Source organism: Parvibacter caecicola, assembly GCF_003725335.1.
Lineage (GTDB): Bacteria > Actinomycetota > Coriobacteriia > Coriobacteriales > Eggerthellaceae > Parvibacter > Parvibacter caecicola.
In genome coordinates, this window is sequence record NZ_QIBY01000008.1 from 45,763 (window position 1) to 68,621 (window position 22,859).

At 66.1% G+C, this 22,859-nt stretch carries 35 protein-coding genes; 7 read left to right on the plus strand and 28 right to left on the minus strand.

Features of this window, described 5'->3' with window-relative positions; genetic code table 11:
- Positions 1-39: 39 nt before the first annotated feature.
- From DMP11_RS06135 to DMP11_RS06250, 28 genes are all read right to left on the minus strand, one after another.
- Positions 40-624 (minus strand): HK97 family phage prohead protease, encoded by a 585-nt coding sequence (locus DMP11_RS06135; protein WP_123185631.1) that lies wholly within the window; start codon positions 622-624, stop codon positions 40-42.
- A complete protein-coding gene (locus DMP11_RS06140; protein WP_123185632.1) occupies positions 608-1,915 on the minus strand; it encodes a phage portal protein in 1,308 nt (435 codons plus the stop codon). The genes DMP11_RS06135 and DMP11_RS06140 overlap by 17 nt, the downstream gene beginning before the upstream one ends.
- A gap of 9 nt (positions 1,916-1,924) precedes the next feature.
- Entirely contained in the window at positions 1,925-3,622 is a 1,698-nt protein-coding gene (locus DMP11_RS06145; RefSeq protein ID WP_123185633.1) for a terminase large subunit, read from the minus strand.
- A complete protein-coding gene (locus DMP11_RS06150) occupies positions 3,622-4,077 on the minus strand; it encodes a hypothetical protein (protein ID WP_123185634.1) in 456 nt (151 codons plus the stop codon). Before DMP11_RS06150 ends, DMP11_RS06145 begins: the two co-directional genes overlap by 1 nt.
- A 107-nt stretch (positions 4,078-4,184) precedes the next feature.
- Complete coding sequence (locus DMP11_RS10690; RefSeq protein ID WP_123185635.1) at positions 4,185-4,697, minus strand: HNH endonuclease; 513 nt, start codon at positions 4,695-4,697, stop codon at positions 4,185-4,187.
- A 266-nt stretch (positions 4,698-4,963) separates the two neighbouring features.
- A complete protein-coding gene (locus tag DMP11_RS06160) occupies positions 4,964-5,449 on the minus strand; it encodes a hypothetical protein (protein ID WP_123185636.1) in 486 nt (161 codons plus the stop codon).
- Positions 5,449-5,772: a hypothetical protein gene (locus DMP11_RS06165; RefSeq protein WP_123185637.1), complete on the minus strand. Its 324-nt coding sequence runs from the start codon at positions 5,770-5,772 to the stop codon at positions 5,449-5,451. Before DMP11_RS06165 ends, DMP11_RS06160 begins: the two co-directional genes overlap by 1 nt.
- A gap of 281 nt (positions 5,773-6,053) precedes the next feature.
- A complete protein-coding gene (locus DMP11_RS06170; protein WP_123185638.1) occupies positions 6,054-8,411 on the minus strand; it encodes an AAA family ATPase in 2,358 nt (785 codons plus the stop codon).
- Between the two features lie 7 nt (positions 8,412-8,418).
- Positions 8,419-8,691 (minus strand): hypothetical protein, encoded by a 273-nt coding sequence (locus DMP11_RS06175; RefSeq protein WP_123185639.1) that lies wholly within the window; start codon positions 8,689-8,691, stop codon positions 8,419-8,421.
- A 352-nt stretch (positions 8,692-9,043) separates the two neighbouring features.
- Positions 9,044-9,241: a hypothetical protein gene (locus tag DMP11_RS06180; protein WP_123185640.1), complete on the minus strand. Its 198-nt coding sequence runs from the start codon at positions 9,239-9,241 to the stop codon at positions 9,044-9,046.
- On the minus strand, positions 9,238-9,405 hold the full coding sequence (locus DMP11_RS10280) for a hypothetical protein (RefSeq protein WP_161555311.1): 168 nt from the start codon (positions 9,403-9,405) through the stop codon (positions 9,238-9,240). The genes DMP11_RS06180 and DMP11_RS10280 overlap by 4 nt, the downstream gene beginning before the upstream one ends.
- 192 nt (positions 9,406-9,597) lie before the next feature.
- Positions 9,598-9,774, minus strand: a complete 177-nt coding sequence (locus tag DMP11_RS10285; RefSeq protein ID WP_161555312.1) for a hypothetical protein — start codon at positions 9,772-9,774, stop codon at positions 9,598-9,600.
- Complete coding sequence (locus DMP11_RS06190; protein WP_123185679.1) at positions 9,761-10,246, minus strand: class I SAM-dependent methyltransferase; 486 nt, start codon at positions 10,244-10,246, stop codon at positions 9,761-9,763. Before DMP11_RS06190 ends, DMP11_RS10285 begins: the two co-directional genes overlap by 14 nt.
- An 82-nt stretch (positions 10,247-10,328) precedes the next feature.
- The gene (locus DMP11_RS10290) at positions 10,329-10,502 is read right to left on the minus strand and encodes a hypothetical protein (protein ID WP_161555313.1); all 174 of its coding nucleotides are present in this window, start codon (positions 10,500-10,502) and stop codon (positions 10,329-10,331) included.
- Positions 10,503-10,883, minus strand: coding sequence for a Lar family restriction alleviation protein (locus DMP11_RS06195; protein ID WP_123185642.1), 381 nt, complete (start codon positions 10,881-10,883; stop codon positions 10,503-10,505).
- Positions 10,873-11,040, minus strand: a complete 168-nt coding sequence (locus DMP11_RS10295; RefSeq protein ID WP_161555314.1) for a hypothetical protein — start codon at positions 11,038-11,040, stop codon at positions 10,873-10,875. The genes DMP11_RS06195 and DMP11_RS10295 overlap by 11 nt, the downstream gene beginning before the upstream one ends.
- The gene (locus DMP11_RS06200; protein WP_123185643.1) at positions 11,033-11,296 is read right to left on the minus strand and encodes a hypothetical protein; all 264 of its coding nucleotides are present in this window, start codon (positions 11,294-11,296) and stop codon (positions 11,033-11,035) included. Before DMP11_RS06200 ends, DMP11_RS10295 begins: the two co-directional genes overlap by 8 nt.
- Positions 11,293-11,622 carry a DUF4406 domain-containing protein gene (locus tag DMP11_RS06205; RefSeq protein ID WP_161555315.1) on the minus strand — a complete coding sequence of 110 codons (330 nt, stop codon included), beginning with the start codon at positions 11,620-11,622 and terminating at the stop codon, positions 11,293-11,295. The genes DMP11_RS06200 and DMP11_RS06205 overlap by 4 nt, the downstream gene beginning before the upstream one ends.
- A complete protein-coding gene (locus DMP11_RS10300; RefSeq protein ID WP_161555316.1) occupies positions 11,607-11,843 on the minus strand; it encodes a hypothetical protein in 237 nt (78 codons plus the stop codon). Before DMP11_RS10300 ends, DMP11_RS06205 begins: the two co-directional genes overlap by 16 nt.
- On the minus strand, positions 11,840-13,447 hold the full coding sequence (locus DMP11_RS06210; protein ID WP_123185645.1) for a DEAD/DEAH box helicase: 1,608 nt from the start codon (positions 13,445-13,447) through the stop codon (positions 11,840-11,842). Before DMP11_RS06210 ends, DMP11_RS10300 begins: the two co-directional genes overlap by 4 nt.
- A gap of 1 nt (position 13,448) precedes the next feature.
- Complete coding sequence (locus tag DMP11_RS06215; RefSeq protein WP_123185646.1) at positions 13,449-14,003, minus strand: DUF669 domain-containing protein; 555 nt, start codon at positions 14,001-14,003, stop codon at positions 13,449-13,451.
- Positions 14,004-14,027: 24 nt separating this feature from the next.
- The gene (locus DMP11_RS06220) at positions 14,028-15,092 is read right to left on the minus strand and encodes an ATP-binding protein (RefSeq protein ID WP_123185647.1); all 1,065 of its coding nucleotides are present in this window, start codon (positions 15,090-15,092) and stop codon (positions 14,028-14,030) included.
- Complete coding sequence (locus DMP11_RS06225) at positions 15,093-16,418, minus strand: AAA family ATPase (RefSeq protein WP_123185648.1); 1,326 nt, start codon at positions 16,416-16,418, stop codon at positions 15,093-15,095.
- Positions 16,418-16,810, minus strand: a complete 393-nt coding sequence (locus DMP11_RS06230) for a RusA family crossover junction endodeoxyribonuclease (RefSeq protein ID WP_123185649.1) — start codon at positions 16,808-16,810, stop codon at positions 16,418-16,420. Before DMP11_RS06230 ends, DMP11_RS06225 begins: the two co-directional genes overlap by 1 nt.
- Positions 16,807-17,040 carry a hypothetical protein gene (locus tag DMP11_RS06235; RefSeq protein WP_148041101.1) on the minus strand — a complete coding sequence of 78 codons (234 nt, stop codon included), beginning with the start codon at positions 17,038-17,040 and terminating at the stop codon, positions 16,807-16,809. Before DMP11_RS06235 ends, DMP11_RS06230 begins: the two co-directional genes overlap by 4 nt.
- Complete coding sequence (locus tag DMP11_RS06240) at positions 17,025-17,324, minus strand: hypothetical protein (RefSeq protein ID WP_123185651.1); 300 nt, start codon at positions 17,322-17,324, stop codon at positions 17,025-17,027. The genes DMP11_RS06235 and DMP11_RS06240 overlap by 16 nt, the downstream gene beginning before the upstream one ends.
- Positions 17,321-17,524 (minus strand): helix-turn-helix domain-containing protein, encoded by a 204-nt coding sequence (locus DMP11_RS06245; RefSeq protein WP_123185652.1) that lies wholly within the window; start codon positions 17,522-17,524, stop codon positions 17,321-17,323. Before DMP11_RS06245 ends, DMP11_RS06240 begins: the two co-directional genes overlap by 4 nt.
- Positions 17,525-17,537: 13 nt before the next feature.
- A complete protein-coding gene (locus DMP11_RS06250; protein WP_211329077.1) occupies positions 17,538-18,326 on the minus strand; it encodes a phage antirepressor in 789 nt (262 codons plus the stop codon).
- 64 nt (positions 18,327-18,390) lie between these two features.
- Here DMP11_RS06250 and DMP11_RS06255 point away from each other — a divergent pair, with 64 nt between their 5' ends.
- From DMP11_RS06255 to yihA, 7 genes are all read left to right on the plus strand, one after another.
- Complete coding sequence (locus tag DMP11_RS06255) at positions 18,391-18,762, plus strand: hypothetical protein (protein WP_123185653.1); 372 nt, start codon at positions 18,391-18,393, stop codon at positions 18,760-18,762.
- Positions 18,763-19,072: 310 nt separating this feature from the next.
- Positions 19,073-19,738 carry a LexA family protein gene (locus DMP11_RS06260; protein WP_148041102.1) on the plus strand — a complete coding sequence of 222 codons (666 nt, stop codon included), beginning with the start codon at positions 19,073-19,075 and terminating at the stop codon, positions 19,736-19,738.
- 84 nt (positions 19,739-19,822) lie between these two features.
- Positions 19,823-19,999 (plus strand): type II toxin-antitoxin system HicA family toxin, encoded by a 177-nt coding sequence (locus DMP11_RS06265; RefSeq protein ID WP_123185655.1) that lies wholly within the window; start codon positions 19,823-19,825, stop codon positions 19,997-19,999.
- Positions 20,000-20,031: 32 nt separating this feature from the next.
- Positions 20,032-20,487, plus strand: coding sequence for a DNA-binding protein (locus DMP11_RS06270; protein ID WP_123185656.1), 456 nt, complete (start codon positions 20,032-20,034; stop codon positions 20,485-20,487).
- 33 nt (positions 20,488-20,520) lie between these two features.
- Entirely contained in the window at positions 20,521-20,859 is a 339-nt protein-coding gene (locus tag DMP11_RS06275) for a YjcQ family protein (protein WP_123185657.1), read from the plus strand.
- An 89-nt stretch (positions 20,860-20,948) separates the two neighbouring features.
- Complete coding sequence (locus DMP11_RS06280; RefSeq protein ID WP_123185658.1) at positions 20,949-22,061, plus strand: site-specific integrase; 1,113 nt, start codon at positions 20,949-20,951, stop codon at positions 22,059-22,061.
- Between the two features lie 210 nt (positions 22,062-22,271).
- A complete protein-coding gene (gene yihA / locus DMP11_RS06285; protein WP_123185659.1) occupies positions 22,272-22,856 on the plus strand; it encodes a ribosome biogenesis GTP-binding protein YihA/YsxC in 585 nt (194 codons plus the stop codon).
- Positions 22,857-22,859: the final 3 nt, after the last annotated feature.

The window sequence follows — 22,859 nt, forward strand, 5'->3', positions numbered from 1 at the left end:
AACCGCCCTCCCGGGCGGCCTGCCTCTTGCCATCGCCGTTTACTTTCTGAGCGCGGCGATTCGCTCCTCCCACGCGGGGTCGGGCCCCTTCGGGCGCAGGTCGTGCACCTTCACCCCGCCGGCCTCCATGGCCCTGAAGCACACATCGTCCCCCTCGGCCCGCGTGAACACGCTAGTGGCCTCGTAGCAGGGGGTCATGCCGTCGGAAATCACGGACACCTCCGACAGGACCAGGTCACGCACGGCGCGGTGCGCCACGCCGCCCTCGTCCCGCGTCTCGTCCACGGAGACGGGGCGGAAGCCGAACGACCAGCCGACCAGCTTGCCCTCGGCGGCGAGCCCTATCACCTCGGAATCGGACACCACGGCGCGGGCGAACAGCCCCACCGGGTCCTCCGAGAGCTCCAGCCCCGCGCCCTCTTCAGCGAGGACGCGGTCGGCGCGGTGGTTCAAGAGCATCTGACGGCCCTCGTCCCGCTCCAGGGAGCGCCGGAACGCGCCGGGCTCGATGACCTCGACGAACCTCTCCCCGCTCCGCCTGTCCACGAGCGGCCGGGACTCGCGCCCCACGGCGTTGACGTACCCGCTGATCTCCACGGAGTCGCTTCTAAGCAGCACCTCCATCGTTATCACCCCCTTCCGGCGGCTCGTTTCCCGTATCGGTGGAATCGGGGAGGTCGTTGATGTTCACGGCCTTCCCCATGTTGGGGATGATCAGGTCTCCGTTGGCAGGGTCCAGAAGGACGTCGTTGAGCCCCAGGTTCACGTACCCGATGCCGAGGGGCTCCAGGTTCTCCTCGCGGCGAATCTCGTCCACGGGGCGGCACCCGCTTGCCTTCTCTATCTGGTGAATCTGCCACCGCTCCAGGGCGTTGCCCTTGGTCAGCTCCTGAAGGTCGAATTTGAAAAAGTGGTCTTCCTTTTCGTTTTCGAGGAGCATCTTCTCGTTGAGCGCGGCCTCGAACTGGGAGCAGATGGGGATGATGCAGAACCTGGTGTAGCTCTCGCGGGCCGATTTCGCGGCGCCCTCGGTGCTGCCGGCCTGGATTATCTGCTCCGGCACGTGGAAGATGCCGCTGATGTCGAGGGAGTTGCCCTTCTTCAGCTCGCTTATCTGCATCTCCGTGGACGTTGCGGAGGCTTCTTTGAACACCACGCCGTCGTTGAGGACGAGCGCCCGGCTGCCGCCGGACGTCACGAAGCGCGCCCAGGCCTCCCTCAGCGCGTTCATGGCCTTCTTTCCCAGCCGTTTTGTCGACTGGAGGAAACCCGGCCTGAACCCGCCGCTGCCTATCATCGTTCGCTCGTAGAGCATCGTGTGGTAGGCCACGGACAGGGCGGCCGCGTTCTGCGTCACCACCGAACTGCCGGTCACCCCGTCCCGTGACGCCCGCAGCACGTGCACCATGCGGGACGGGTGGATGGTCATGCCGCCGGCGTAGTAGACCTTCTCCTTGAACACGACGGCGTCCGCGCCGGCGATGTTGCAGGCGCACGAGTCGGAGCGGATGTAGCGCAGCGTCTTGATGCGGTTCTTTCGCGAGTACATGTCGAGGTAGATGTGGCCGCCGTTGTCGGACATGAGGAAGTCCTCGGTCACCGCGTACTTCATGTCGGGGCCGGTCATGGTGTCGCCGGTCTCGCCGTTGAGCATGCGGCACCGGTAATCGCCCACGACCTCCTCCACGGAGCCGTCCGCGCGCGTCCTGTAAAGGCGCACCGGCAGCGCCGCCATGGTGCCGGCGATGATGCCCACGCAGGTCGAGACGCTGGGGATGGCCATGGCCTCGTCCCGCGTGACGGCCAGGGACGGGTCCGGCATGAAGGACACCAGGTCGTCTGCGCTCAGCTCGTTGTCCTCCGCCTGCGCCTCCTCGGCGCGCTTCTCCGCGGAGAGCATGTCGAAAAATCCCATCCGTACCTCCTAGCACTGGACGATGAAGTCGCCCTCGCCGTCTATCTCGTCCTGCTGCAGCAGGCACACGGCGTTAAGGAGCGCGGCCACCATGTCGATTTTGCCGCTCGACTTCTTCTTGTTGATGTAGCGGTTGAGGTTGGTGTCGTAGGTGCACTTCGCGTTGGCGAAGTTGGCCACCAGCAGGTCGTTGCGCCCGAAGCGGAACGTCCCGCCCTCCACGGCCTCCGCCACGAGCTTCGTGGGGGCGTGCAGCACGCTGGAGTGCTGCTGAACCTCGATGCACTCGATGCCGAGGGCGTCCCATTTCTGCGCGGAGCTACGGCAGTTGTAGCGGTCGAAGCCCAGCTTCACCACCTCGCACCCCTCGCGCCGCTCCGTCTCCGAGACGTACTCCTCGATGTCGGCGTAGCTGACCACCATGTCCCCGCAGGGCACGCACCAGCCGTTCTCCGTCATGAGCCGGTAGTCGACCTTCTCCAGCTTCGACTTGTCGTCTATGCGGTCCGCCGGGAAGAAGGCGCACGATTTCGCGCACAGCCGCCCTTCGGAATCCCTCCACGCGAGGGACACGGCGCAGTTGTCCGACGTCATGGCCAGGTCCACGCCGACGTAGACGCGCTCCCCGCGGGGAGACACGTTCGCCTCCTGGCACTTCTTCAGCTTGTCGATGCTCACGTACGACTCGGTGCCGATGCCCTGGTAGCAGATGTTGCAGTGCTTCGTGAGGAAGTTCTCGCGCAGGTGCTCGTTGGCCATGGCCTTGGCGCGCTTGGAACCGAGGGCGTCCCACACCTTCTCGATTTCCAGCGCGAGGGGGTTGCCCTGCGCCATCACCGCGTCGTCGGTCATCCACTTGTCCGGCTCGTCCGGCTCGTAGAGCAGCGAGAAGGTGCGGTCGTCGTCTATCACGCCGTCCAGCACCTGCTTGGCAATCTCGACCTCGTCCTCCAGCGGGTTGCTGGAGGTGGGGTACTTGGTCGAGATGCAGAAACCGAGGGGGTTGCGCACCAGCAGCTGGCCGGAGCGCATGGCCTCGATGGGGTAGTTCGTGGAAAGGGCGCCTATCTCGTCGGCAAGGAACACGTTCGGCTCCTTGCCGTCCATGCGGTTGGTCGAGTAGTTCAGCGGGCGGTACTCGGTGTTCATCTTCTCGGAGCGGATCCAGTCGCGCCGGTTCACCAGGTCGCCCTGCAGCGCCTTCTCGTTCACCGAGATGAGCGGGTCGAGGGCCTTCTTTATCTCGCGGGCGAGGTCGCCGTCCGGCGCCACCGAGAAGAACCGGCTCCACGGCGGCTCGAAGTAGAAAAGCAGGATGAGCAGCACCGCCACGATGAACGTCTTGCCGTTCTTGCGGCAGATTTCCAGAAGCGCCGTCTCGTACCTGCGCTTCGTGGGGTCGTCGCGGTGCACGGCGCACATGAGGGCCGCGATTATGAGCCACTGGAAGCCCGCCAGCGCCTCCGCTATGGGGCGCCCGCGCCTGGGCCCCTTGGCCATGACCAGCACGGAGAGGACGTTCCCGATGCGGGCGAGCTTCCCCTTGTCGATGACGTACTTCTCGCTGTTGCCGTCCCACATGTCCAGGAACTCGGCGCACTGCTTCCTCACGTACTTCGGGGCCAGGGAGGCCGGGGCAGCGTCCACGTGGGGCGCCTCCAACGTGCCGGCCACCACGTTCCGCGCGTACTCTTCGGCCGGGTGCACTACTCGTCACCCACGAAGTCGAAGACGGTCGCGGCCTTCTTCACGGCGGACGCGGCGCGGTCGGCGATCTGGGCGCGGGCCGTGCGGCTCATGCCCAGGTCCTTCATGCACCGGGTCGCGGAGTCCAGCAGGTGCTTGCGCGCCCTGATGACGTCCGCGTCCTCCAGCAGCTGCGGGTTGGCGTCTATCCTCGCGTCCAAAAGGTGCTTTCTGTGCAGCGAGATGGCCAGTTCCTGCAGCAGCGGCGCGTCCAGGTTGCACAGGGAGTCCGTTGGGAACGCGCCCACGACCGACAGGTACACGCGCCGGCGCTCCTCGTCCCACTCCGCGGGCGGGTCCAGCTCGTCGGCCGCCCCCAGCTGCGCGAGCTCGACGGCCGCGCGGGTCTCGTTCTCCGCCTTCGTGAGGCCCTTGACGGGGCCGTCGGAGCTGACTGATTTCGGCAACCTGGCCATGCGGCGCCTCCTTCGGGGAAAAATTAATTGAAAAGTTCGCGGGCGAGCCCTGGGCGTGCGGTCTGGAAAAAACGCCCTCGGAAAATCTCGCGATGCCCGGGGGGGATTCACCTGAACCTGGCCCGGTGGGCGGCCATCCACTCCAGGAGCTGCTCCTTGGAGAAATCGCCCCTGCCCGCCTGCTCGTGGCACCTCTCGCACAGGGTCGCGAGGCGCGCCGCGTCCGTGGCGGACGGGCAGGAGGTCCCTGTTTCCGACAATGGGTCGAGATGGTGCACCTGCAGGCGCCTGTCGTTCACGGCTCCGTCCCGCTCCATGCACACCACGCAGGTGTTGCCGTCCAGCGCGCGCACCTCCTCGGCCGTCCTCTGCCACAGGGCCGAGGAGCGGAAGGCGCGGGCCTCGCTGCGGGCGTAGCGCCTGGGCTTCTCGGGCACGGCGCACGAGCCGAGCGCGTGGACGCGCCCGCAGCGCCTGCAGGTTATGAGCAACGGAGCACCTCCGGGTTGGGCTGGCGGGCGCGGGCAGAGGAAGGGGTGAAGGAGGCCCTGCGCCCATGTAGACGGCGAGAGCCGCCCCTTCGGACGGCCCCCGCGAACTTCGACGACCCTACCATACATCCCCCGGCGGCGGTCGTTTCGGTCGTTTTGGTCTTTTTGGTCTTTTCAGTCGCTTTTGGTCGAAACGGTCGTTTTGGTCTTTTCGGTCGGAAACGGTCGTTTTGGTCGTTTTGGTCGCCGGGAAAAGAAAAACGGCCTTGGAGGAACGGCGGTTCTAAGCCCCTCCAAGGCCGTTTCACATTCGATTCAATCAGATACTCGTGTTTTTCCGTTTCGCGTCTCCTAGGGCCATCAGGGCGATTCTGACGGCCATTTGCATAGCGCCTTTAATCCTCCGCTATGCCCGTGCCGCTCAAAAGGTGCCGCGCGCCGAACGAGTCCACCGCGTCCATCGCGGCCGCCGCGGTGTCCATCGCGCACGTCTTGGACACGCCCAGGATGCGCGCCGTCGACTCCCAGCTGCGGCCCTCCAGGTAGCGCCAGAACAGCGCGTCCGCGTAGGACGGCCCCATGGCCTTGGCCAGCCCGGCGTCCCCGGCCGTCCCGTAGAGCATGGCCGCGCACTTCCCCAGCAGCTCCTCGTCCGCCTCCATGCGCTTCCGGAGCCTGGACTCGTGGTCGATCATCGCCGCCATCCGGCCGCACCCCGTGGGGTCGGAGCTCGTCCCCGAGACCGAGGCCCCCTCGTAGCTCACGCCGGACAGCCCCTTGGCCACCTTTATGGTCGCCAGCTGCCTGGCTATGGAGTCGCGGTCGAGCGCGGCCGCCCTCGCCGCCTCGAACAGCTCCGCCGCGCAGGAGTAGACCGCCATCAGCGGCCCTCCCCCGCGTAGGGCACGCCGCCCAGGAGCGACTGGACCAGCTTCGCGTGCTCCGATGCCCGGAGAGGGTCGCCCGGCCTTCCAGTGCCCGTCCAGTACGCCGACTCGGCGAACCGCTCCGACAGCCCGCCCTCCGGCCTCTGCACTCCCGTCATGGTCATGGCTATGTCGCAGAAGCGCACGTAGTCATCGCTGCCCTCCTCCATGCTGTCGACGAAGCCGCACAGCAGCACCTTGAGCGCCGCCTTGTCCGCCACCACGGTCCCGGGGTACTTCGTCTCCAGTTTTTTACCGTTCCTTCTCGAAGCGGCCATTCTTCCTCCTTTTCCCGATTGGGGCATATTCTACACGTGTGGATTTTCTTTTTCAGGGGACATAGGGACACTGGCGGGGGTGCGGTGCGGACTGTAGTCCTGCGCGACACAAGGGAGGCGCGCCCTTGGCGCCTCCCGTGTCCGCACTGCACCCCCCGGTGTGGGGTATTTTCCTTATCCCTTTAGGGATAGGGTTTACACCCCCCTCCCCGTATGAACCCTATATAAGACTCATACCCCCTTTTTTCATACCCCAGGGTATGAAGCTGGTTTTATACCCCTCATACCCCCTCCTGCCATCCTTCGCTCGCACACTCCAGCTCTTCGTCATAGAGAACCCAAACGCCGTCGTCGTCCTGCCTTGACCGAATCGGGCTCCATTCCGCCGCCGCGACGGTCCACTGCTTGATCCCGGTCTTGGGCAGCTCGTAGCCCTCGCTTTCCAGTATTTCGCCGACCATGGCGGTTACCTTGTCCCTCGTCGGCTTCCATCCGGCGGCGGCGCACCGCTCCAGGGCCTCGCGCATCGCGGACACGCGCACGCGCCGTCTTTTCTCGGCGCTTTTGGCGCTCTGCTCCCTGCCCCTGGCCCTGCCGGCCTCCAGCGCCTCCGGGCTGCTGTCCCCCTCCGCGAACATCTTGGCCAGCTGGCCTGTTTCGTCCCTCACGTGGCGCGGCCAGTCGAACCACACGTTCACCGCGTCGAACCTGGGGAACTCGCGAAGGGTGCCCTCGATGCGCCACGCCGTCCTCGACCTGGCCCGCGCCCTCGCGGCATCCGCGGCCTCCTCCAGCGCCGGCGTGAGGCCCATGTTGTCCGTGAAGTTGCCGGCCATGCGCCTGAGCTCCGCCGCGCTCTTCAGGTGCCTCGGCTCCAGCAGCGTGCGCCATCCGCCCAGCTGCTCCTCGGCGTCCATGAACGAGCACACGGCGTCCACCTGGAACCGCTCCTCCATCTCCTCGCGGTCGCAGTCGGCCATGTGCAGCTCCACCATGTCCAGCAGCGCGTCCGGGTCGCGGGCGAACACGCCGGAGCCGCTCGCGCGGTCCATCGACTTCTTCCCGCCCTGGACGCCCTTGCTGTGGTGGTGGCAGTAGACCACCGCGCAGCCGATGGAGTCAGCCACCAGGTCGAACTGGTTGCAGAACCGCGCCATCTGGTCGGCCGAGTTCTCGTCCCCGGTGATGATCTTGTAGATGGGGTCGATGACCACCGCCAGCGGCCTGGTCTTGAGCGCCCGCCTGATGAGCGAGGGCGCCAGCTCGTCCATGGGCTTGCCCTTGCCGCGCAGGTTCCACACGTCTATGTTGCCCGTGTGCTCCGGCGGAACCCCCATCGCGGCGTACACGTCCCTGAACCGGTGCAGGCAGCTCGCCCTGTCCAGCTCCAGGTTCACGTAGAGGACGCCGCCGCGCTGCGGCACGTCGAAGCCCATCCACGGCACCCCCTCGGCTATGGCCACGCACAGCTCGATGAGCGCGTAGGACTTGCCCGCCTTCGACGGCCCGGCCAGGAGCATCTTGTGCCCCTGGCGCAGGACGCCGGAGATGAGCGGCGGGGCCAGCTGCGGCATGTCGTCCCACATGTCCGCCAGGCTCTCCGGGTCGGGCAGGTCGTCCGTCTGGTCGGAGTACCACTCCTTCCACTCGGCCCAGGACTCGCACCCCATGCCCACGGCCATGAGCCACTGCTTCCGCTCGCCGCGCATGACGCCGGGCATCCGGGAGAGGCGGCTGGGGTTCTTGTTCTGGGTGTCCACCACCAGGCCGTTGTCCCGGCAGATGCGGTACAGCTCGTCCACCCTCTGGCGGTACTCGCCGTAGTCCCTCGCGTCCACCCGCACGACCGCGTGGGCGCTCTTGTTCCCGGAGTTGACCAGCGCCGTGACCGGCAGCCGCAGCTCCCTGATGATGGCCACCTGCTTCTCGATGGGCAGCGAGTCCGACTCCACCAGCGCGTGCCGGAACTCGCTCACGTTCTCGTTGCGCACGCCGTTGCCGTCAAGCGGGTTCAGGCGCACCCACGCGCCCGCCGGCCTCTCGGTGGCGCCTATGGCCGAGTCGAGGTCGCCCTTGTGCTTCGCGATGCGCTCCAGTATCTCGCCGGCCGTCTCGGTGTGCGGCCCCTTTCCCGAGGGCAGCCAGCGGCCCTTGTCCGCGTCGAACCAGGAGGAGGTCACGTAGCCCACTATCTCGCCCGGCTCGAAGACCGCGCGCAGGTAGCGCTCCAGGTCCTTCCACCCCTCCCAGTCGGCCCCCGGCTCGTCGATTTCCGCGCCCTCGACCCACGTGGGGTCGACCACGCGCGCCTCGGACGGGCGCTCCGCCGGCGCCGAGTCCATGTCCCAGGAGAGCGCCTCGCCGAGGTCGCGCTCCCGCTCCCAGCCCCGGTCCCTCGCCATCTGCACGATGGTGCCGCCCTTGACCGCGGCCTCCGAGCCGGAGCCGGAGAAGCCGTCCCATTTCCGCCGCAGCGTGCCCTTGTAGCGCGCGGGGTCGCGCTTGGCCCAGTCGTCCCACGCCTCGAACGGCTCCCCCTCGCTCTTGAGCGCCATGCCCACCTCGATGAACTCCTGGTAGGTCAGCTGGGACGGGTCCATGTGGTTCAGCGCCGAGATCAGCGCGGATTCGCTCGCCATGGCCCCGCTACTCTCCGCGCTCGGCGCTCTTGAGGGACTCCAGGAATCTCTTTTTGAACGTGAGCCTCTTCACGTCCAGATGGACTTCGTCCTCCGTCTTCCCGTGGGCGAACGCCGCGAGCTCCTCCATGGCGCCCAGTCGCTCCGCCGCGATCATCGTTTTCGCGATCATCTCCTTCGGGTCCTTGGTTTTGGACAGCGATTCGATGTCCTGCAGCGTTTTGTCGCAGATGAACTCCACGGTGTCCTTGTAGGTCGCCGTTGCATTTTTTTCGAACATTCCTTCTCTCCTTCTCGGTCTTTTTCCTCCGCCGGCATGTAGCCGGGGCAATCGGGGTCCATGTCGGGCCCGTTGTGGACGGACGTCGCCGTGTACGAGCGCGTCTCGGGGTCGTAGCTGTGCATGCACGCGCCCCCGCGCCTCCGGAACGGCTCCGGCGCGAACCAGCCGCAGCTGCCGCACGCCGCCCCTTCGGGCACCGCCGCCGGCTCGAACATCGGGCACGCCGCGTCGCCGCCGTGGGTGACGCGCGCCGTGCAGGAGCCGCCGCGGGGGTCGATTTCAGCGCATATGAGCGCGATTCCGGAGACCAGCGCGCAGTTCCCGCACGTCTCGCCGGCCCTGCCCGCCGTCACTGGAACACTTTCTCGAAGCTGGTGAGCAGCATCTTGGCGTTGCCGTCGCCGTCGATGATCGCCATCGTGTTCAGAATCTCGTAGCCGTCGTTCCAACCCTCGTCCTCCGTGATGAACTCCACCTCGTCGTTCGGGCCGACCTGCCCGGCGTCCACCGCCATGTTCAGCTTGCTCAAAAGATCTTGGATTTTCATGATTCGCTCCCTTCCCGCCGGGCGGAAGAACCGCCCCGCGCCTCATCCAGCCACCAGCTCGGCAGACCCGAATCGGACTCCGGGCCGGCCGCCGTGTAGCACTCGGTGCCCTCGTCGTACTCGTCCCCGACCACGATGACGGGCGTGGCCCATTGCGAGAACACGTAGACGTAACCGTCGACCCGCTTCCCCCCCGTCCCCGATCAGGCCGTGCGTGTACTCCCAGTCCTCGGCGAGCCCGGCCCACACAGGCTCGTCCGTGGACGCGCACACCTCGGCGGCGCGCTCCCAATCGAGCACCTTCGGGCCATCGGCGGCCTTGCGCCCCCTGCCGAAAAACATCCCATCTATGAACCCTAGCGAAGTTGTTTCCATTCCAATCCTCCGTTCCCTGCATCCAGTAAAACCTGGTGCCCCCGCAGCAGCTCGCCGTACTTCGCAGCGCGACTAACACTGCTGCGATGCACCCCTAACTTCGTGGCCAGCGCCGTCATCGAGACGTAGCGCCGGCCGTTCCATTCAATCTGTTTCACTTCCTGTCTCGCCCTCCTTGAAGAACACAAGCCAGTGGGTCTTGCTGCCCTTGGGCCGGCGGTTGCCGAACAGGGGCTGGCACGGGGCGCATTTGAGCACCTCTGAAAGCGATATGCGGTACTCGTACCATTTGAAAACCAACGTGCCTCCGATTGCCAGCACTCTCCAGCACTCGCCGAACGCCTCAGTCATAAATTTGCGCCAGTTATCGGGAAGCTTCCCGTACTTTTTCACCTGCCAGCCATCACCAACGTCAAGGTGCGGTGGGTCGAACACCACCAGGTTGAACTGCCCGTCATCAAACGGGATCGCCGTCACGTCGGCCACAACGTCGGGGTCGATTTCGAGAACGCGCCCGTCGCAGAGCGTTTCGCTTATTCCGCTGCGGCTGTCGCAGAACATGACCGATGGTGCCTGCTTGTCGAAGTACATCATCCTGCTGCCGCAGCACGGATCTAGCACCTTCTTCATCGCCCGCACCTCGCCGCCTCTCCCGCCCCCAGGATCAGCACCAGCCCCAGGGACACCAGCACCGCCGCCAGGGCGGCCCGGGCTACCATCCCGTCCTCCGCTTGAACCAGTCGTTCCAGGCATCGTAGAGCCTGGACACGTGCGGCCAGATGAGCGCCAAAAACGACATGGCTATGATTGAGCCTGCGGCCACCGCCGCCGTGAACACAACGCACAGCAGGAGGAATGAGAAGAAAGCGGCGATGATGGACTCCACCTACATCACCACCTTCGCTCCGCAGTTCGGGCAGAAGTTAACTTCGCCCATGTACAGCGGCTTCCATCCGTCGACGCAGCGCATGATCTCGCAGCCGCATTGCGAGCACCTGAAGAAGTTGCTGGACTCGTCCACGTCGTGGCACTCCCGCACCTTCTGCCACGCCTCGCCGTTGTGTACAGCGACCGCGAACTGCTCCTCCGTGACGGCGGCGCGGGTGTTCCAGGCGGCCACGGCATCGCCGTCGTTCGCGGTGCAGCCGCGTCCCGGCAGGTGCGCGCCGTTCTCGCAGTCGAGGCATTTGACATAGCGCCCTATTCCGCCCTTAATCTTCAGGTTTCCGCTCCCGCAGAACGGGCACAGTTTCAGCTCATCGCTCATCTCCAGCCCCCTTCCGCGCCTCGTTCAGGATTTCGTCCAACTGCAACTGGAGCATCTCCCAGCAGCTTTCCGTGCAGGTTTCGCGGGCGCAGGCGCGGCACTCGGCGGTGGCGTCGTTAATCATCTTGCGCAACCGCGCGTTCCTGAGGTCAGCCATAGTAGCCCCTCTTCTTGTTCTTCTCGATGACAAGCTCGTGCAGGTGCGACACCTCGTTGTCATTGAAATTCATTCGAAGAGCCGTCTCTGCTGCATGGATTATGTCCATCAGCTCGACTCCGTAGGGAATCTCGCTATCTGATTCGTAGTAGGCTCTCTGAGCCTCATTGGCCTCCTCGTCGATCTTTTCGATCTGCTGCGCGTTGTCCCATTCGCTCAGTTTCGCCATCGCCGGAAACCTGTAGAACCCGCTCACAGTTTGCCTCCTTCCGTCCACTCGCCCACCGTCTTCACCGGGATGCCCATGGCCTCTGCCACGGCCTTCTCCATCTTCGCTCCGCGGCTCTCCTCCCAGCCTTCCAGCACGGCCAGGCCGAAAGCGTCCTCCGGCTCGGTCGCCCACCGGTAGGCGATGCGGCCTATGCACTGGCACATGGCGCCGCGCCAGGTTCCCGCTGTCACGAACTCGTGCGGGATTTCGGCCCGATGGCCGGCTGCCCTCAGCTTCCGCGCGGCCTCCTCGAAGGCCGGCAGGTTGTCGTCTTCTATGCCCGTCACCGGGCCCGCTATGTACAGGAGCATCTGCTCCTCCTTCCTCGTTCTGGCCACGTCAGCTCCGCCTCCTCGCACACCTCGCCCCTGTCGGGGGCGGTCATGTCCTCCCTCTCGCCGCACCATCCCCAGCCGCACCCGCACGGGCAGGGCTCCCAGCGGGCGCAACGGTCGCACTCCTGCATGGGCGCCGGGCAGTCGGGGCCTCCTGGCAGGAAGGGGTTGTAATCGTCCGGGTAGTTTCCGCTCATGGCCTGACCCCCTCCGGCGCGTAGGACGCGGGGTCGACGCCGCGCGGCACCCTCCAGCCGTTGCTGGAAATCCGCCCGATCATCTTCGAGGCGTCCGAGTTGAGCCACTCCCCCACTCGCCTGAAGCCCTTCCCCTCCAGGAATCGTATCTGCTTCGGGGTGGCCAGCCCGGCGCTCCTGCGCTTGGCCAGCTTGTCGAGGACGAGGGACGCCTTGCCGGCGCACTCGATGGAGTCGGGGAATATGCCGGCCGCCTCCAGCGCCGCCTTCTGCCTGTCCGTGGCCGGCGCCATCTCCCATGGGAACGACGGCACGTAGCCCGCCAGGTCGCACTCGCCTATGCTCATCTCGTACTGCAGCGGGTCGACGAGCTTCCGCTTGCGGTTGCGCATCTCCTTCAGCTCGTTGGCCAGCGCCTCTTCGCGCTGCGCCATGACGTCCTGCTCGGCGGCCTTCTCGACCTCGCCCAGGAGCATCGGCTCCCCGCTTTCGAGCCTCGCGGTCATCGCGTCCGCCACCTCCGGGGTGGACGCGACCAGGTGCGCCGGGCGGCACAGGTCGTGGCGCTCCGTGTGCCACAGGAAGTCGAGCAGGAGCAGCCGCTCCTTGCCGGTCTCCGGTGAGAGGCGGGTGCCGCGCCCCACCATCTGCTGGTAGAGGCTCGCGGAGCGCGTGGGGCGAAGCACTATCACGCAGTCGACTGCCGGGCAGTCCCAGCCCTCGGTGAGCAGCATGGAGTTGCACAGCACCTGGTAGCGGCCGGCGTCGAAGTCCGCCAGCACCTCGGCCCTGTCCTCGCTCTCGCCGTTCACCTCGGCGGCGCGGAGGCCCTTCCCCTCCAGAATCGCGCGGAACTTCTTGGACGTGGACACGAGCGGCAGGAACGCCACCGTGCGCTTTTCCGCGCACCCCGCCGCCAGCATCTCGTCCGCTATCCGCTCCAGGTACGGGTCCAGCGCCGTTCCCAGGTCGCCCGCCGAGTAGTCCCCCGCCGACTGGCGCACGGCGGACAGGTCGATGGACAGGGGCACGGTCTGCGCCTCGATGGGGCACAGGTAGCCGTCCCGGATGGCCTCCGGCAGCGCGTACTCGTAGGCCACGGAGTCGAACACGGCCCCCAGGTTCCTGCGGTCGGCGCGGTCGGGGGTGGCCGTGACCCCCAGCACGTCCGCGCCGTCGAAGTGGCGCAGCACCGCCTGGTAGGACTCCGACACCGCGTGGTGCGCCTCGTCTATGATGATGAAGTCGAACCAGTCCTTCGGGAAGCGCGCCAGCCGCTTCTCGCGCATCATCGACTGGACGGAGCCGACCGTGAGGCGGAACCATTCGCCCTCCCCCGTCCGCTCCGCCTTCTCCACGGAGCACCCGAGCCCCGTGGCCCTCATGACCTTGTCGGCCGCCTGGTCGAGCAGCTCCCCCCGGTGGGCCAGGATGAGGCCGCGGCCGCCGTCGTCGACGCGCCGCTTGGCCACCTGGGAGAAGACCAGCGTCTTCCCGCACCCGGTGGGCAAAACGAGGAGGGTGCGCTTTCGCCCACCCTCCCATTCTCCCAAAATGGAGCTGACTGCTTTTTCCTGGTACGGCCTTAACTCGAAGGCCCCCATCCTACACCGTCCACTGGTTCGGCGCCGGGGCGGGGGCGACGGGCACCGGCATCTGCGCCTGCACCGGCTGCGGCGGCTGGTACACGGGGGCGAACGCCGAGGCCGGGATGCGCTCGTCCCCGGGGCGCAGGAACTCCGCCACCTCGTTGGACTGCCGCTCCTCGCCGTCCTTGGTCGTGTAGGAGCGCACCTTCAGCTTCAGCCACCCGGCCTTGCCCTCGACCGCGTTCCAGTTGATCATCACCTTGTCGCTGTCGGGGTTTCGCGGCGCGCCTATGGCCTCGAAGAACTGGCCCACCTTCCACACCATCTTGGAGTTGAGCATGAGGCGCTCGTGGACGATGGAGGACGTCCCGTCCGCCGCCGTCACCTTCAGCTCCAGGTGGGCGCGCGGGCACGCCGCCATCTTGGGCGAGCCTTCGAACCGCTCCCGCTTCATGTTCCGCACCTCGAACTGGTAGATCCCTTCCGGCAGCAGCACGGACTCGTAGCCCTCGCCCGCCTCCGCCTCGGTCATGTCCCAGTCGAGCGCGTATCCCTTGTCGTTTTCAGCCATCTTTCCCTTCGTCCTTTCTCTCGCCTAATCGAACGGCACGGGCTCCGCCGCGCGCATTTCCAAAATCTTCGCCTCCAGCTTCGGCCACTCGGCCACGCAGAAGCCGGCGATGTACTCCTCCGGCAGCGCGGCGAGCTTCGTCTCCGGCGTGAAGTGGCCGAGCGATGCGGCCACCTTGCGGACTTCCTCCGGGACGACCCCCTTCGGCGCCATCAGCTGCAGCAGCGGCGCCCAGTAGGGCGGCACCGGCTCACCGCCGGGCACGGCCGCCGGTGCGGGGGGCGCCGCAGGGGCGGCGGGAGCCGCGGGCGCCGGAGCGGTGGGCGCCGCCTGGGCCCGCAGGGAGGGGCGCAGGTCGGGCATGTGGGGCGCTATGGCCTCCCATGAAAGCGGGAACTCGTCCGGCAGCCCCCAACGGTTCTTCGCGTCCCAGCAGGCGTGGTGGGTTGCGTACACCGTGCGCTTGCCGCCCCGCGCCTTGTACTTGGGGGCCTGCCCCTCCTTGGCCACGTTCTCGATGATCTGCGCGTAGTTCAAAAACAGCAGGGCGTCCGCCCACTCCTTCACCATGGGGGCTATCTTCTTCTGCCCGGTCTTCGACAGCTTCAGCTCCCATCGGTCGTAGGCGCTCGCCTCGTTGGGCTCCTCGAACTTGCGCACCTCGGCATGGGCCAGGAGCGCCACGTGCATCCCGGCGCCCGTGACGTCCGTGAGCTTGTCCAGGAGCCGCCCGAACTCCTCCGCCATCTTCACGTAGCCCTTGCCGTACCCGAAGTCCTCTATGGAGGCCTTGCCCTCGCGCTTGCACACCCACTCGCTGCACAGGCGCTCCGCCCAGTCGGCGGTGTCGATGACCAGCGTGGAGCAGGGAACCTCGGCTATCACCTCGTCTATGTCCTGCATGAGGGCCGTCCAGCTCTTCGGCGTGTCCAGGCGCCGCACGTCCAGGTAGCTGCTGCCGCCCTCGGTGTCGATGAACAGCGGGTCGGGCATCTTGGACGCCAGAGTGGTCTTGCCCACGCCTTCCACGCCGTACACCGCCAGCTTCTGGGCCTTGGGCACCACTCCCCGCGTTATGTTGAGCGCCATCTAGATCACCCACTTGGAGGGGTCGGCCATGGGCGCCGGCGCCGCCTGCCCGCCGTCGGGCGCGGCCTTCGACACCCCGTCCTCGATGACGATGGCGCAGGTGTCGTCGTCGGCCACGCGGGTGCCGATTATCTGCAGGCCCTCGGACTCCGCCCACCGCCCGAACTCTGCGAGCGTCTGCGGGTCGAACTGCTCCAGCTTGTCCACCAGCACGAAGCCGCACTGGGGCTTGAGCGCCCGCACGATGGCGGCGGACACCATGAGCTGCTCGCTGCCGCTCATGCCGTCCCATCTGCGCCCTTTGTAGGTCAGCTCGCCGGCGTCCACCGAGAGCTCCGGCAGCGGGAGCGCGGCCCCTTCGAGCAGCCGCAGCTTCTCGTTGCGGGCGGCCTCCACCTGCTCTGTGAGCGCGTCGTAGCGCTCCTTCAGCCCGTCCGCCTCGCGGATGGCCGCTAGGCGCAGCTGGTTGTCGCGCACGCGGGCGTTGATGATGTCGATTTCCTCCAACAGCGCGTCCACCTCGGCGGTGTCCTCCATAGCCCTGCCGGACAGCCCCTCCATCATCCGGGAGCGCTCGCGCGCCATGGCCTCCAGTTCGAGCCTCATTCTCTCCTTCTGCTCGGCCAGCCGCGCCATCTGGCTGTCGACCTCGGCCATGTCGTTCTCGACGGCGTCCATGCGGGCGCCGATCCCGTCCGCCTTGGCGCGCTCCTGGGCGAGCGCGGCGTTGCGCTCGATTATCTCCGCCTTCTCCCGCGCCGCCTCGGCCGCGCTGACGGGCTCCGCCGGCGCGTCCGGGTCGAAGGGCATCTCTTCCGCCAGGGCCCGCTTCTGGCGCTCCATGGTGCCCACGGCGGTGCGCTCGTCGTAGGCCTTCCGCTCCGCCGCCTCCAGGCGGTACAGCTCCTCCCCCACGCCGATGACCTCCAGCATGGTCTTGGCCTTTTCCTTGGGGCTCGACTCCATGAAGCGCGGCAGGTCTATGGCCAGCTGCTCCACGAAGGAGTTCAGCAGCTGCTGGCCCGCCCGCTTGCCGGAGGGGTCGGTCACCTTCAGCGCCGAGTTCTTCCCGCTGCGCTCCACCACGAGCCCGTTGGACAGCTCCACCTTCAGGCGCGGGTCGTTGACGCTGCCCTCGCGGTGCGGCTGGCTCGGCTTGAAGCGGTCGCCGCCGAGCGCCCAGGCTATGGCGTCCAGCACGCTCGTCTTGCCCTGGCCGTTGCGGCCGCCTATGACGGTCAGCCCGTCCTTCTCCGGGCGCAGCTCCACGGCCCGCACCCTTTTCACGTTCTCGGCCTCCAGTGCCGTGATCTTCACCGGTTCCATCACAGTCCTTTCTTCAGGAAATCCATCTCGTCCGTTATCTCCACGATGATTCGCGGCTCCAGCGGGTCGTGGGCCACGAACTCCTGGATGCCGCGCACCCACTTCTGCGAGTCGTTTCCAAGCACACCCGCCTTCACCAGCCCGTCGATGATCCACTTGCGGGCGGAGCCGCCTATGTTGTCCAGGTCGCGCCTGGAGTTCGGCTCTATCCAATAGAAGGTGATCATCACCGGCCCATCGAACTTCGGCAGCCGCTGCTGCAGCGCGAGCTTCCTCGCGCGGTTGGCGTTCTCGTGGCACATGTCGTTGCCCTTGTGCGGGCTTGTCTGGATGGCGTCGCGCCAGTCGTTCAGGTCGGGCATGCGCCCGTCTATCTCCAGCACCGCCCTCATAGGCCCGCCGCCGCGAACAGCGCCTCCGCGAGCGGGGGCGCCCACAGGCACCCCGTGACGGCCGCCAGCGCGACCGCGTAGACCCACGGCGGGTAGTCTTCCCCGCCGTCCTCTGGTAGCATGTAGGCGCTGTACTCGGCAGAGCCAGCGCTATCGACGCCCCGGGTTCGCCAAAACTGGCGGGGCGTCGCCCTTTTCTCCGGCATGCTTCCTCCTATCTCCTCATCCATCTGATGTCCTCCCGGAGCTGCCTGACCTCTTCCAGCAGCTGGGCCAGGCACTCCCGCTCGCTCGGCGCGGGCTCGCCGCCCTCGCGCAGGGCCAGCCACTCGTCCACCCACTCCGGGAGAACCACCAGCTTCTTCGCCCCGATGACCCGGGCCTTCAAGTTCCCGCGCGAGATCTCGTCCCGCACGGTCGTGGCCGGTATGCCGGTGGCGTGGACGACCTCGGCCACCGTGTAGGTGAGCTTCGGCTTCCACCCCAGGGCCCCGGCCATCTCCGCGAACCTCATCGCCCATCATCTGCCAGCAGCTCGTCCACGGTCACCCCGTAGCACTTCGCCAGCGCGACGGCCGTGCCGATGTTCCCGCCCGTGGTCTTCCCGCACTCAAGGCTCATGATCGTCCCCTGGCTGATGCCCGTGACGTCCTCCACCTGGCGGCGGGTCATCCCGCGCTCCATGCGGATTCTCTTCAGCTTCTTTCCGCCCAATTCCTTCTCCTTCCTAGAACTCGATCACCGACTGGCCGGCGCCCAGGAACTTCTGGGCGAAGTAGGTCTGGCCCTTTCCGGTCAGCTTCGTGGTGAGGTTCACCGACACGTGGCCGTCCGAGTGGGTCACGGCCGTCTCCTTCACGCGGAACAGGCCCTGCTCCACGTACTTCTGCAGCGGGACGTTGCGGTTGCCCCCGCTCTTGCCCAGGTAGCCGTTGTCGCGCATCCAGGCGAACAGCCGGTTCTGGCCCATCCCCTTCACGCCGTTCTGGCGCAGCAGCTTCGCGAACTGCCCGATGAGCATGCAGCTGTCGGACGTGGACACCGCGTCGGCGAAGAGCGCCTTGGGCCGCATCCGCTCGTTCTCGCCCTCCAGCGACTCGATGCGGGCCTTCTGCCGCTCCATGGCGTCGCTGGCGGCCAGCAGCGCCCGCGCCAGCAGCTCCTCGGTCGTCTCGCCGGGCACGTCCGCCACGTAGGCCCAGCGCTTGCGGATGGCGGGCAGCACCTCCTCGAACAGCCACGCCTCGAACTTCTGCGCGGTCGGCAGCTTGCTCGACACGATGAGGCGGAACACGTCCGGCTCCGCGATGAAGCGCGCTTCCTGGGTTCCCCCTGGTGTCTCAAGGGGATAACGTTTAGTTCCCCCCTTGCAGTGGTCTCTCACTGCTTTGTTCGGGTTTGCGTAACCGAGCGCCATGGCCACGTCCTTGGCGCAGAACAGCTCGGTTCCGCCCTCGTCCACCATGGCGCGCACGGCCCCGAACTCCGGGCTGTCGAACAGTTGGATTTCGCTCACTTCTTCCTTCCTTTCTCTTGTAAAATCTTTTGGCACGCGCATACGCACGAGGACGGGAGGGGTCATGTCCATAGCGTGGTACCAGTTCCGCGAGCTCCGATGGCTTCGCAAGAACGGCGATGCCGCATTCGGCGCCCGCTTCGAATCGCTCGCAGACGAAGAGGCCGCGGACCTTCGCGAGCTCTATGGCGAGCTGGACGAGCTCGGCCTCGTGGACGGCCTTCTCTTCGCCGACAACCGGGTGTGGTGCGCGCGCTTGACCGCTAAGGGGAAACGCGAATCCTCCATCCCCCGGTTGGCCGCGGGCATCGCCCAAAACGCGGCCGGTTTCGCCGCATCGGTCCTGCGCGGCTTCCTGTCGGGCAGCGCCTGCATGGCGCTTGCGGGCGCCATGGCTCATGCGAACGCGATAGTCAGCGCCTTCCAAGCCATGTAGGCGCCGACGGCGAACCCGGCAAGCCAAAACGAATCCCTCCATTTCACTCGGTTACCCCCTTTCTTCCGAACCTGAACTTGCACCCGCCGGAGGCTTCCCCCGGACGGGTCGCGCTCCGGGCACTCGCCCGTGCGCTCGATTCGGTTGTCAAGGTGCCAGCTTGCTACCAGATTTCTACCAAATTTGGTAGATGCAGCATGACGAATGGTTACCAACTTTGGTAAACTTGTCAATAGATATTTACAAGAAAATACCCAGAATGGTAATTTTGTTTGGTAATTACATGCTAGAAAAATGTTAGGAACATGGAATGACTAACGAGACTGCTGTTTTCAACGAGAGCCTTAGAGACCTAATGGTTCAGAAGTTCGGAAGCGTTGCCGCATTCTCTCGCGCTGCAGACCTTCCCCCAACAACCGTGTACAACGTAATCAACCGTGGGGTAATGAGCGCCGGCTTCGACACGGTCATGAAGATTTACGACACGCTGCAGATCGACTGGGCGTCCATGAAGTTCGGGGGCCCGGCGAAATCGAAGCTCCCGGATTTGAGCGCCTCGTTCATCCAGGTCCCCGTCTACGGCGCCATCGCCGCGGGCACGCCCGTGGAGATGCAGGAGGTGGAGCGCCACGCCCCCGTGCCCGAAGAGGTGATGGGCAAGCACCCCGCCTCGTTCCTGCTGCGCGTGGAGGGCGACAGCGTGAACCGCCGCATCATCAACGGCTACTACGCGCTCGTCGACCCGGAGGAGGCCGAGCCGACCAACGACCGCGACCTGTTCGCCATATGCGTCAACGGCGATTCCGCCACCATCAAGCGCTACCGGCAGCTGGCCAACGGGTGCGAGCTGCTGCCGGACTCCTACGACCCCACGTACCGCCCCATCATGTTCGATTACGGCCAGGACGACACGCCGCTGGTGACCATCATCGGCAAGGTGGTCTACGCCGTGATGCCCTTCGACTTCGACCTGTAGAAAATTATAAACTTTTATATAGATTTCTATTGCAAAATACTATACAAATGTTTATAATATATTCATCGGATGAAAGGAAAGCCGATGGTAAAGCGAAAGGATGTGGTGAGGTTTTTCAAGGAGGAGGGCTTCGCGATCGTGAAAGGAACCAACCACGACAGGCTGGTCCACCCCGACGGAAGATGGACGACGCTCGGGAGGCACACGGAAATCGGGAACAAGCTCTTCGAGGAGATGAAAAAGCAGGCGGGGCTGAAATAGCCCCGCCCCTCCCCATCGGGAAGGAGCCGAAAATGCTTCATGTTTACGAGTTCGAGGTCTTCGAGGACGAGGGCCTGTTCCTCGCGTTCCCCTTCGACATGGACGGGGGCACCCAGGGGCGCGACATGGCCGAAGTGGCCGAGATGGCCGCCGACTGGCTCCAGACGGAGATGGAGCACCGCGCGATGCACGGGCTGCCGTTCCCGGCCCCCACTTTCGGGAACGCCCTGGAGCACGGGGGGGAGCGCCTCGTCGTCGCCGTCAATGCGGGGAAGGACACCGTCGCGCGCATGACCGCCGCCGCTGCGGCGCGGGAGCTGGGGGTGACCCCGTCGCGCGTGTCCCAGATGGTGAAGGCGGGCCTCCTGGAGTCTTTCGAGGACGACGGCCGCACCTGGATTTCGCGCGGCAGCGTGGAGGCCAGGAAGGCGGAGGCCCCGAAAGCGGGGCGGCCGAAGAAGGAGGCCGCCGCGCCCAGCGCGGTATAATGCCCCGGAAAAGAGAGCGGAAAGGGGCGAAGAGTGGGCGCTGACGACATGCACGTGGTGATGTACAAGGTGCTGGCCTACCTGTACGACTGCATGAAGAGGGGCGAGGAGCCGCAGAAATCGAGGCTCGCGCCCGGCGGGGACGTGGCCGGCCCCATACCGCAGAGCTACTGGGACGAGATAATGGCCCAGCTGGCGGACAGGGGGCTCGTGAGGGGCGTCTCCGTGATTTGGGCGGACAACTCCCCCACCGTGGTGCTCGCAAGGCCCACGGTGACGCTGGAGGGCGTGGAGTTCCTCCAGGACAACTCGATGATGCGCAGGGCGCTGAAGTTCCTGCGGGAGACCAAGAGCGCCCTGCCGTTCGTGTAGGGAAAAAAGGAGGCCCCGCCCGTATCTTTGGAGAGACGGCGGGCGGGGCCAGAGCGGCAACCGAAAAGGCTGCGAGGTGATTATACGCCATGAGGGGCAAAAAAAGGCGCTCGTCCTGGGGGTCCATCGACTCCGTTTCGCCGGACAAGCACGTCATCAGGTACATGGAGGCGTCCCCGGGAGGGCGCAGGAGGCGCTCCAAGACGTTCTACGGCTCCCGCAAGGGCGCGGAGCTGGAGCTCGCGCGCCTGCGCGTCCTGAACGACGTGGAGGGCGCCCCGCCGGTCACGTTCTCCGTGGCCTGGGCCACGTGGGTGGAGCCCTGGATCGAGAAGTCGGTGGCGGCCGGCAAGCTGTCGAGGAACACGGGGAGGATGTACCGCTCCTCGTGGAAGCCGTGCGAGGAGCGCTGGGGCGGCACCGCCGTGGGCGCCCCGAAGCCGATGGAGGTCCAGGCATGGCTAGACCCCATGTCGAAGGAGCAGGCGCGCTCGGCCCTGAGGATGATGCGCAAGGCGGCGGGGTTCGCCGCGAAGTTCGCAGGGGCGGACGCGCAGTGGGCCGGAGTCGACTACGACCTTCCCGCCGGCGCCGTGCGCGAGCGGAAGTCCGGCACCTACACGTGGGACGAGGCGGACGCCCTGTGGCTCGAAGTAAGGGGGACGCCGCTTGAGGGCGCGTTCCTCGCGTCCATGTTCGGCGGCCTGCGAGTGGGCGAGGCCCTGGCCATGAGCGCGCAGCGCCTCGCGCGCGTGGAAGTGCGGGGGTTCCGGTTCTGCGCCGTCGGGGTGGCCTGCCAGATGGGGAACAGGGACGGGGAGGTGACCGGGGAAGGGGAGCTGAAGAACCCCCAGAGCGTCAGGACGGCCCTGGTGCCGGGCAGGTACGGCGATGCCCTGCTGGCCCTGGGCGGGGCATCGGGTTCCGGGTGGCTGTCGGACAGGGGCGAGGGAATCCCGATGGGCCATGGCTCCGCCAGGGCGATGTGGGGCAGGAAGCGCCTGCCGATGCAGAACCTGCGGCCGTCCTGGCGCACGATGGCGGCCTACGACTGGGGGCTTCCCGACCACGTTTTGGAGCCTTTGATGGGGCACAAGATGCAGGGGGTGACGGGCAAGCACTACCTGCGCCCGGACACCGCCCAGATAGCCGAGCTGTTCTTAAATTCGCTCGATGAGAAAGCGCGACTTAGGATATTTTAGGATATGCTTTAGCAAAATCCCAGGTCAGAGCGTTGTCCTTATAACTGCGTATTATAGGGCTAAACAGGGCGGCCGCGCAGGAACAACACGCAACGCCGCACTCCCCTTCCGCCAAAGGAAACGCGCCCGCCATTTCGGCGTTTTCCCCGTAGAATATTTGCCAGCACCCGCCGCCGCGCCACAGCGCGGTCCACAGCCCCAGGAGTCGCCATGAACTTCCACAACGCCAGCTTCAAAGCCGCCTACGGCACCTCCGCCCAACTGCCAGCGAGCACGCAGCCGGAGGTGAGCTTCGCCGGGCGCTCAAACGTGGGAAAGTCGTCGCTTTTGAACAAGCTGATGTACCGCAAGGGGCTGGCGAAGGTGTCGTCCACGCCGGGCAAAACCGCCACGGTGAACTTCTACGATGTGGACGGCCAGGCGCTGGTGGACCTGCCCGGCTATGGCTACGCGAAAGTGTCGAAGAGCGAGCTGGGGCGCTGGAGCGACCTGATTGAGGGCTACTTCAACCAGGATCGGCAGTTTGCGCTGGTAGTGAGTCTCATCGACATCCGCCACGAGCCCAGCGCGCTGGACCGCCACATGGTGCAGTTTCTGCAAGACGCCGAGCTGCCGTTTGCCATCGCCCTCACCAAGGCGGACAAAATGTCGAAGCAACAGGCCATGAAGCAGCTGTCCATGATTCGCAAGGCGCTGAACACGCCGAAGGAGGTGCCCTATATGGTCACCTCGGCCGAAAAGGGCACCGGCATCGAAGAACTGCGCCGCCTGATAGCCGACGCCCTGGGGGCGTAGGGG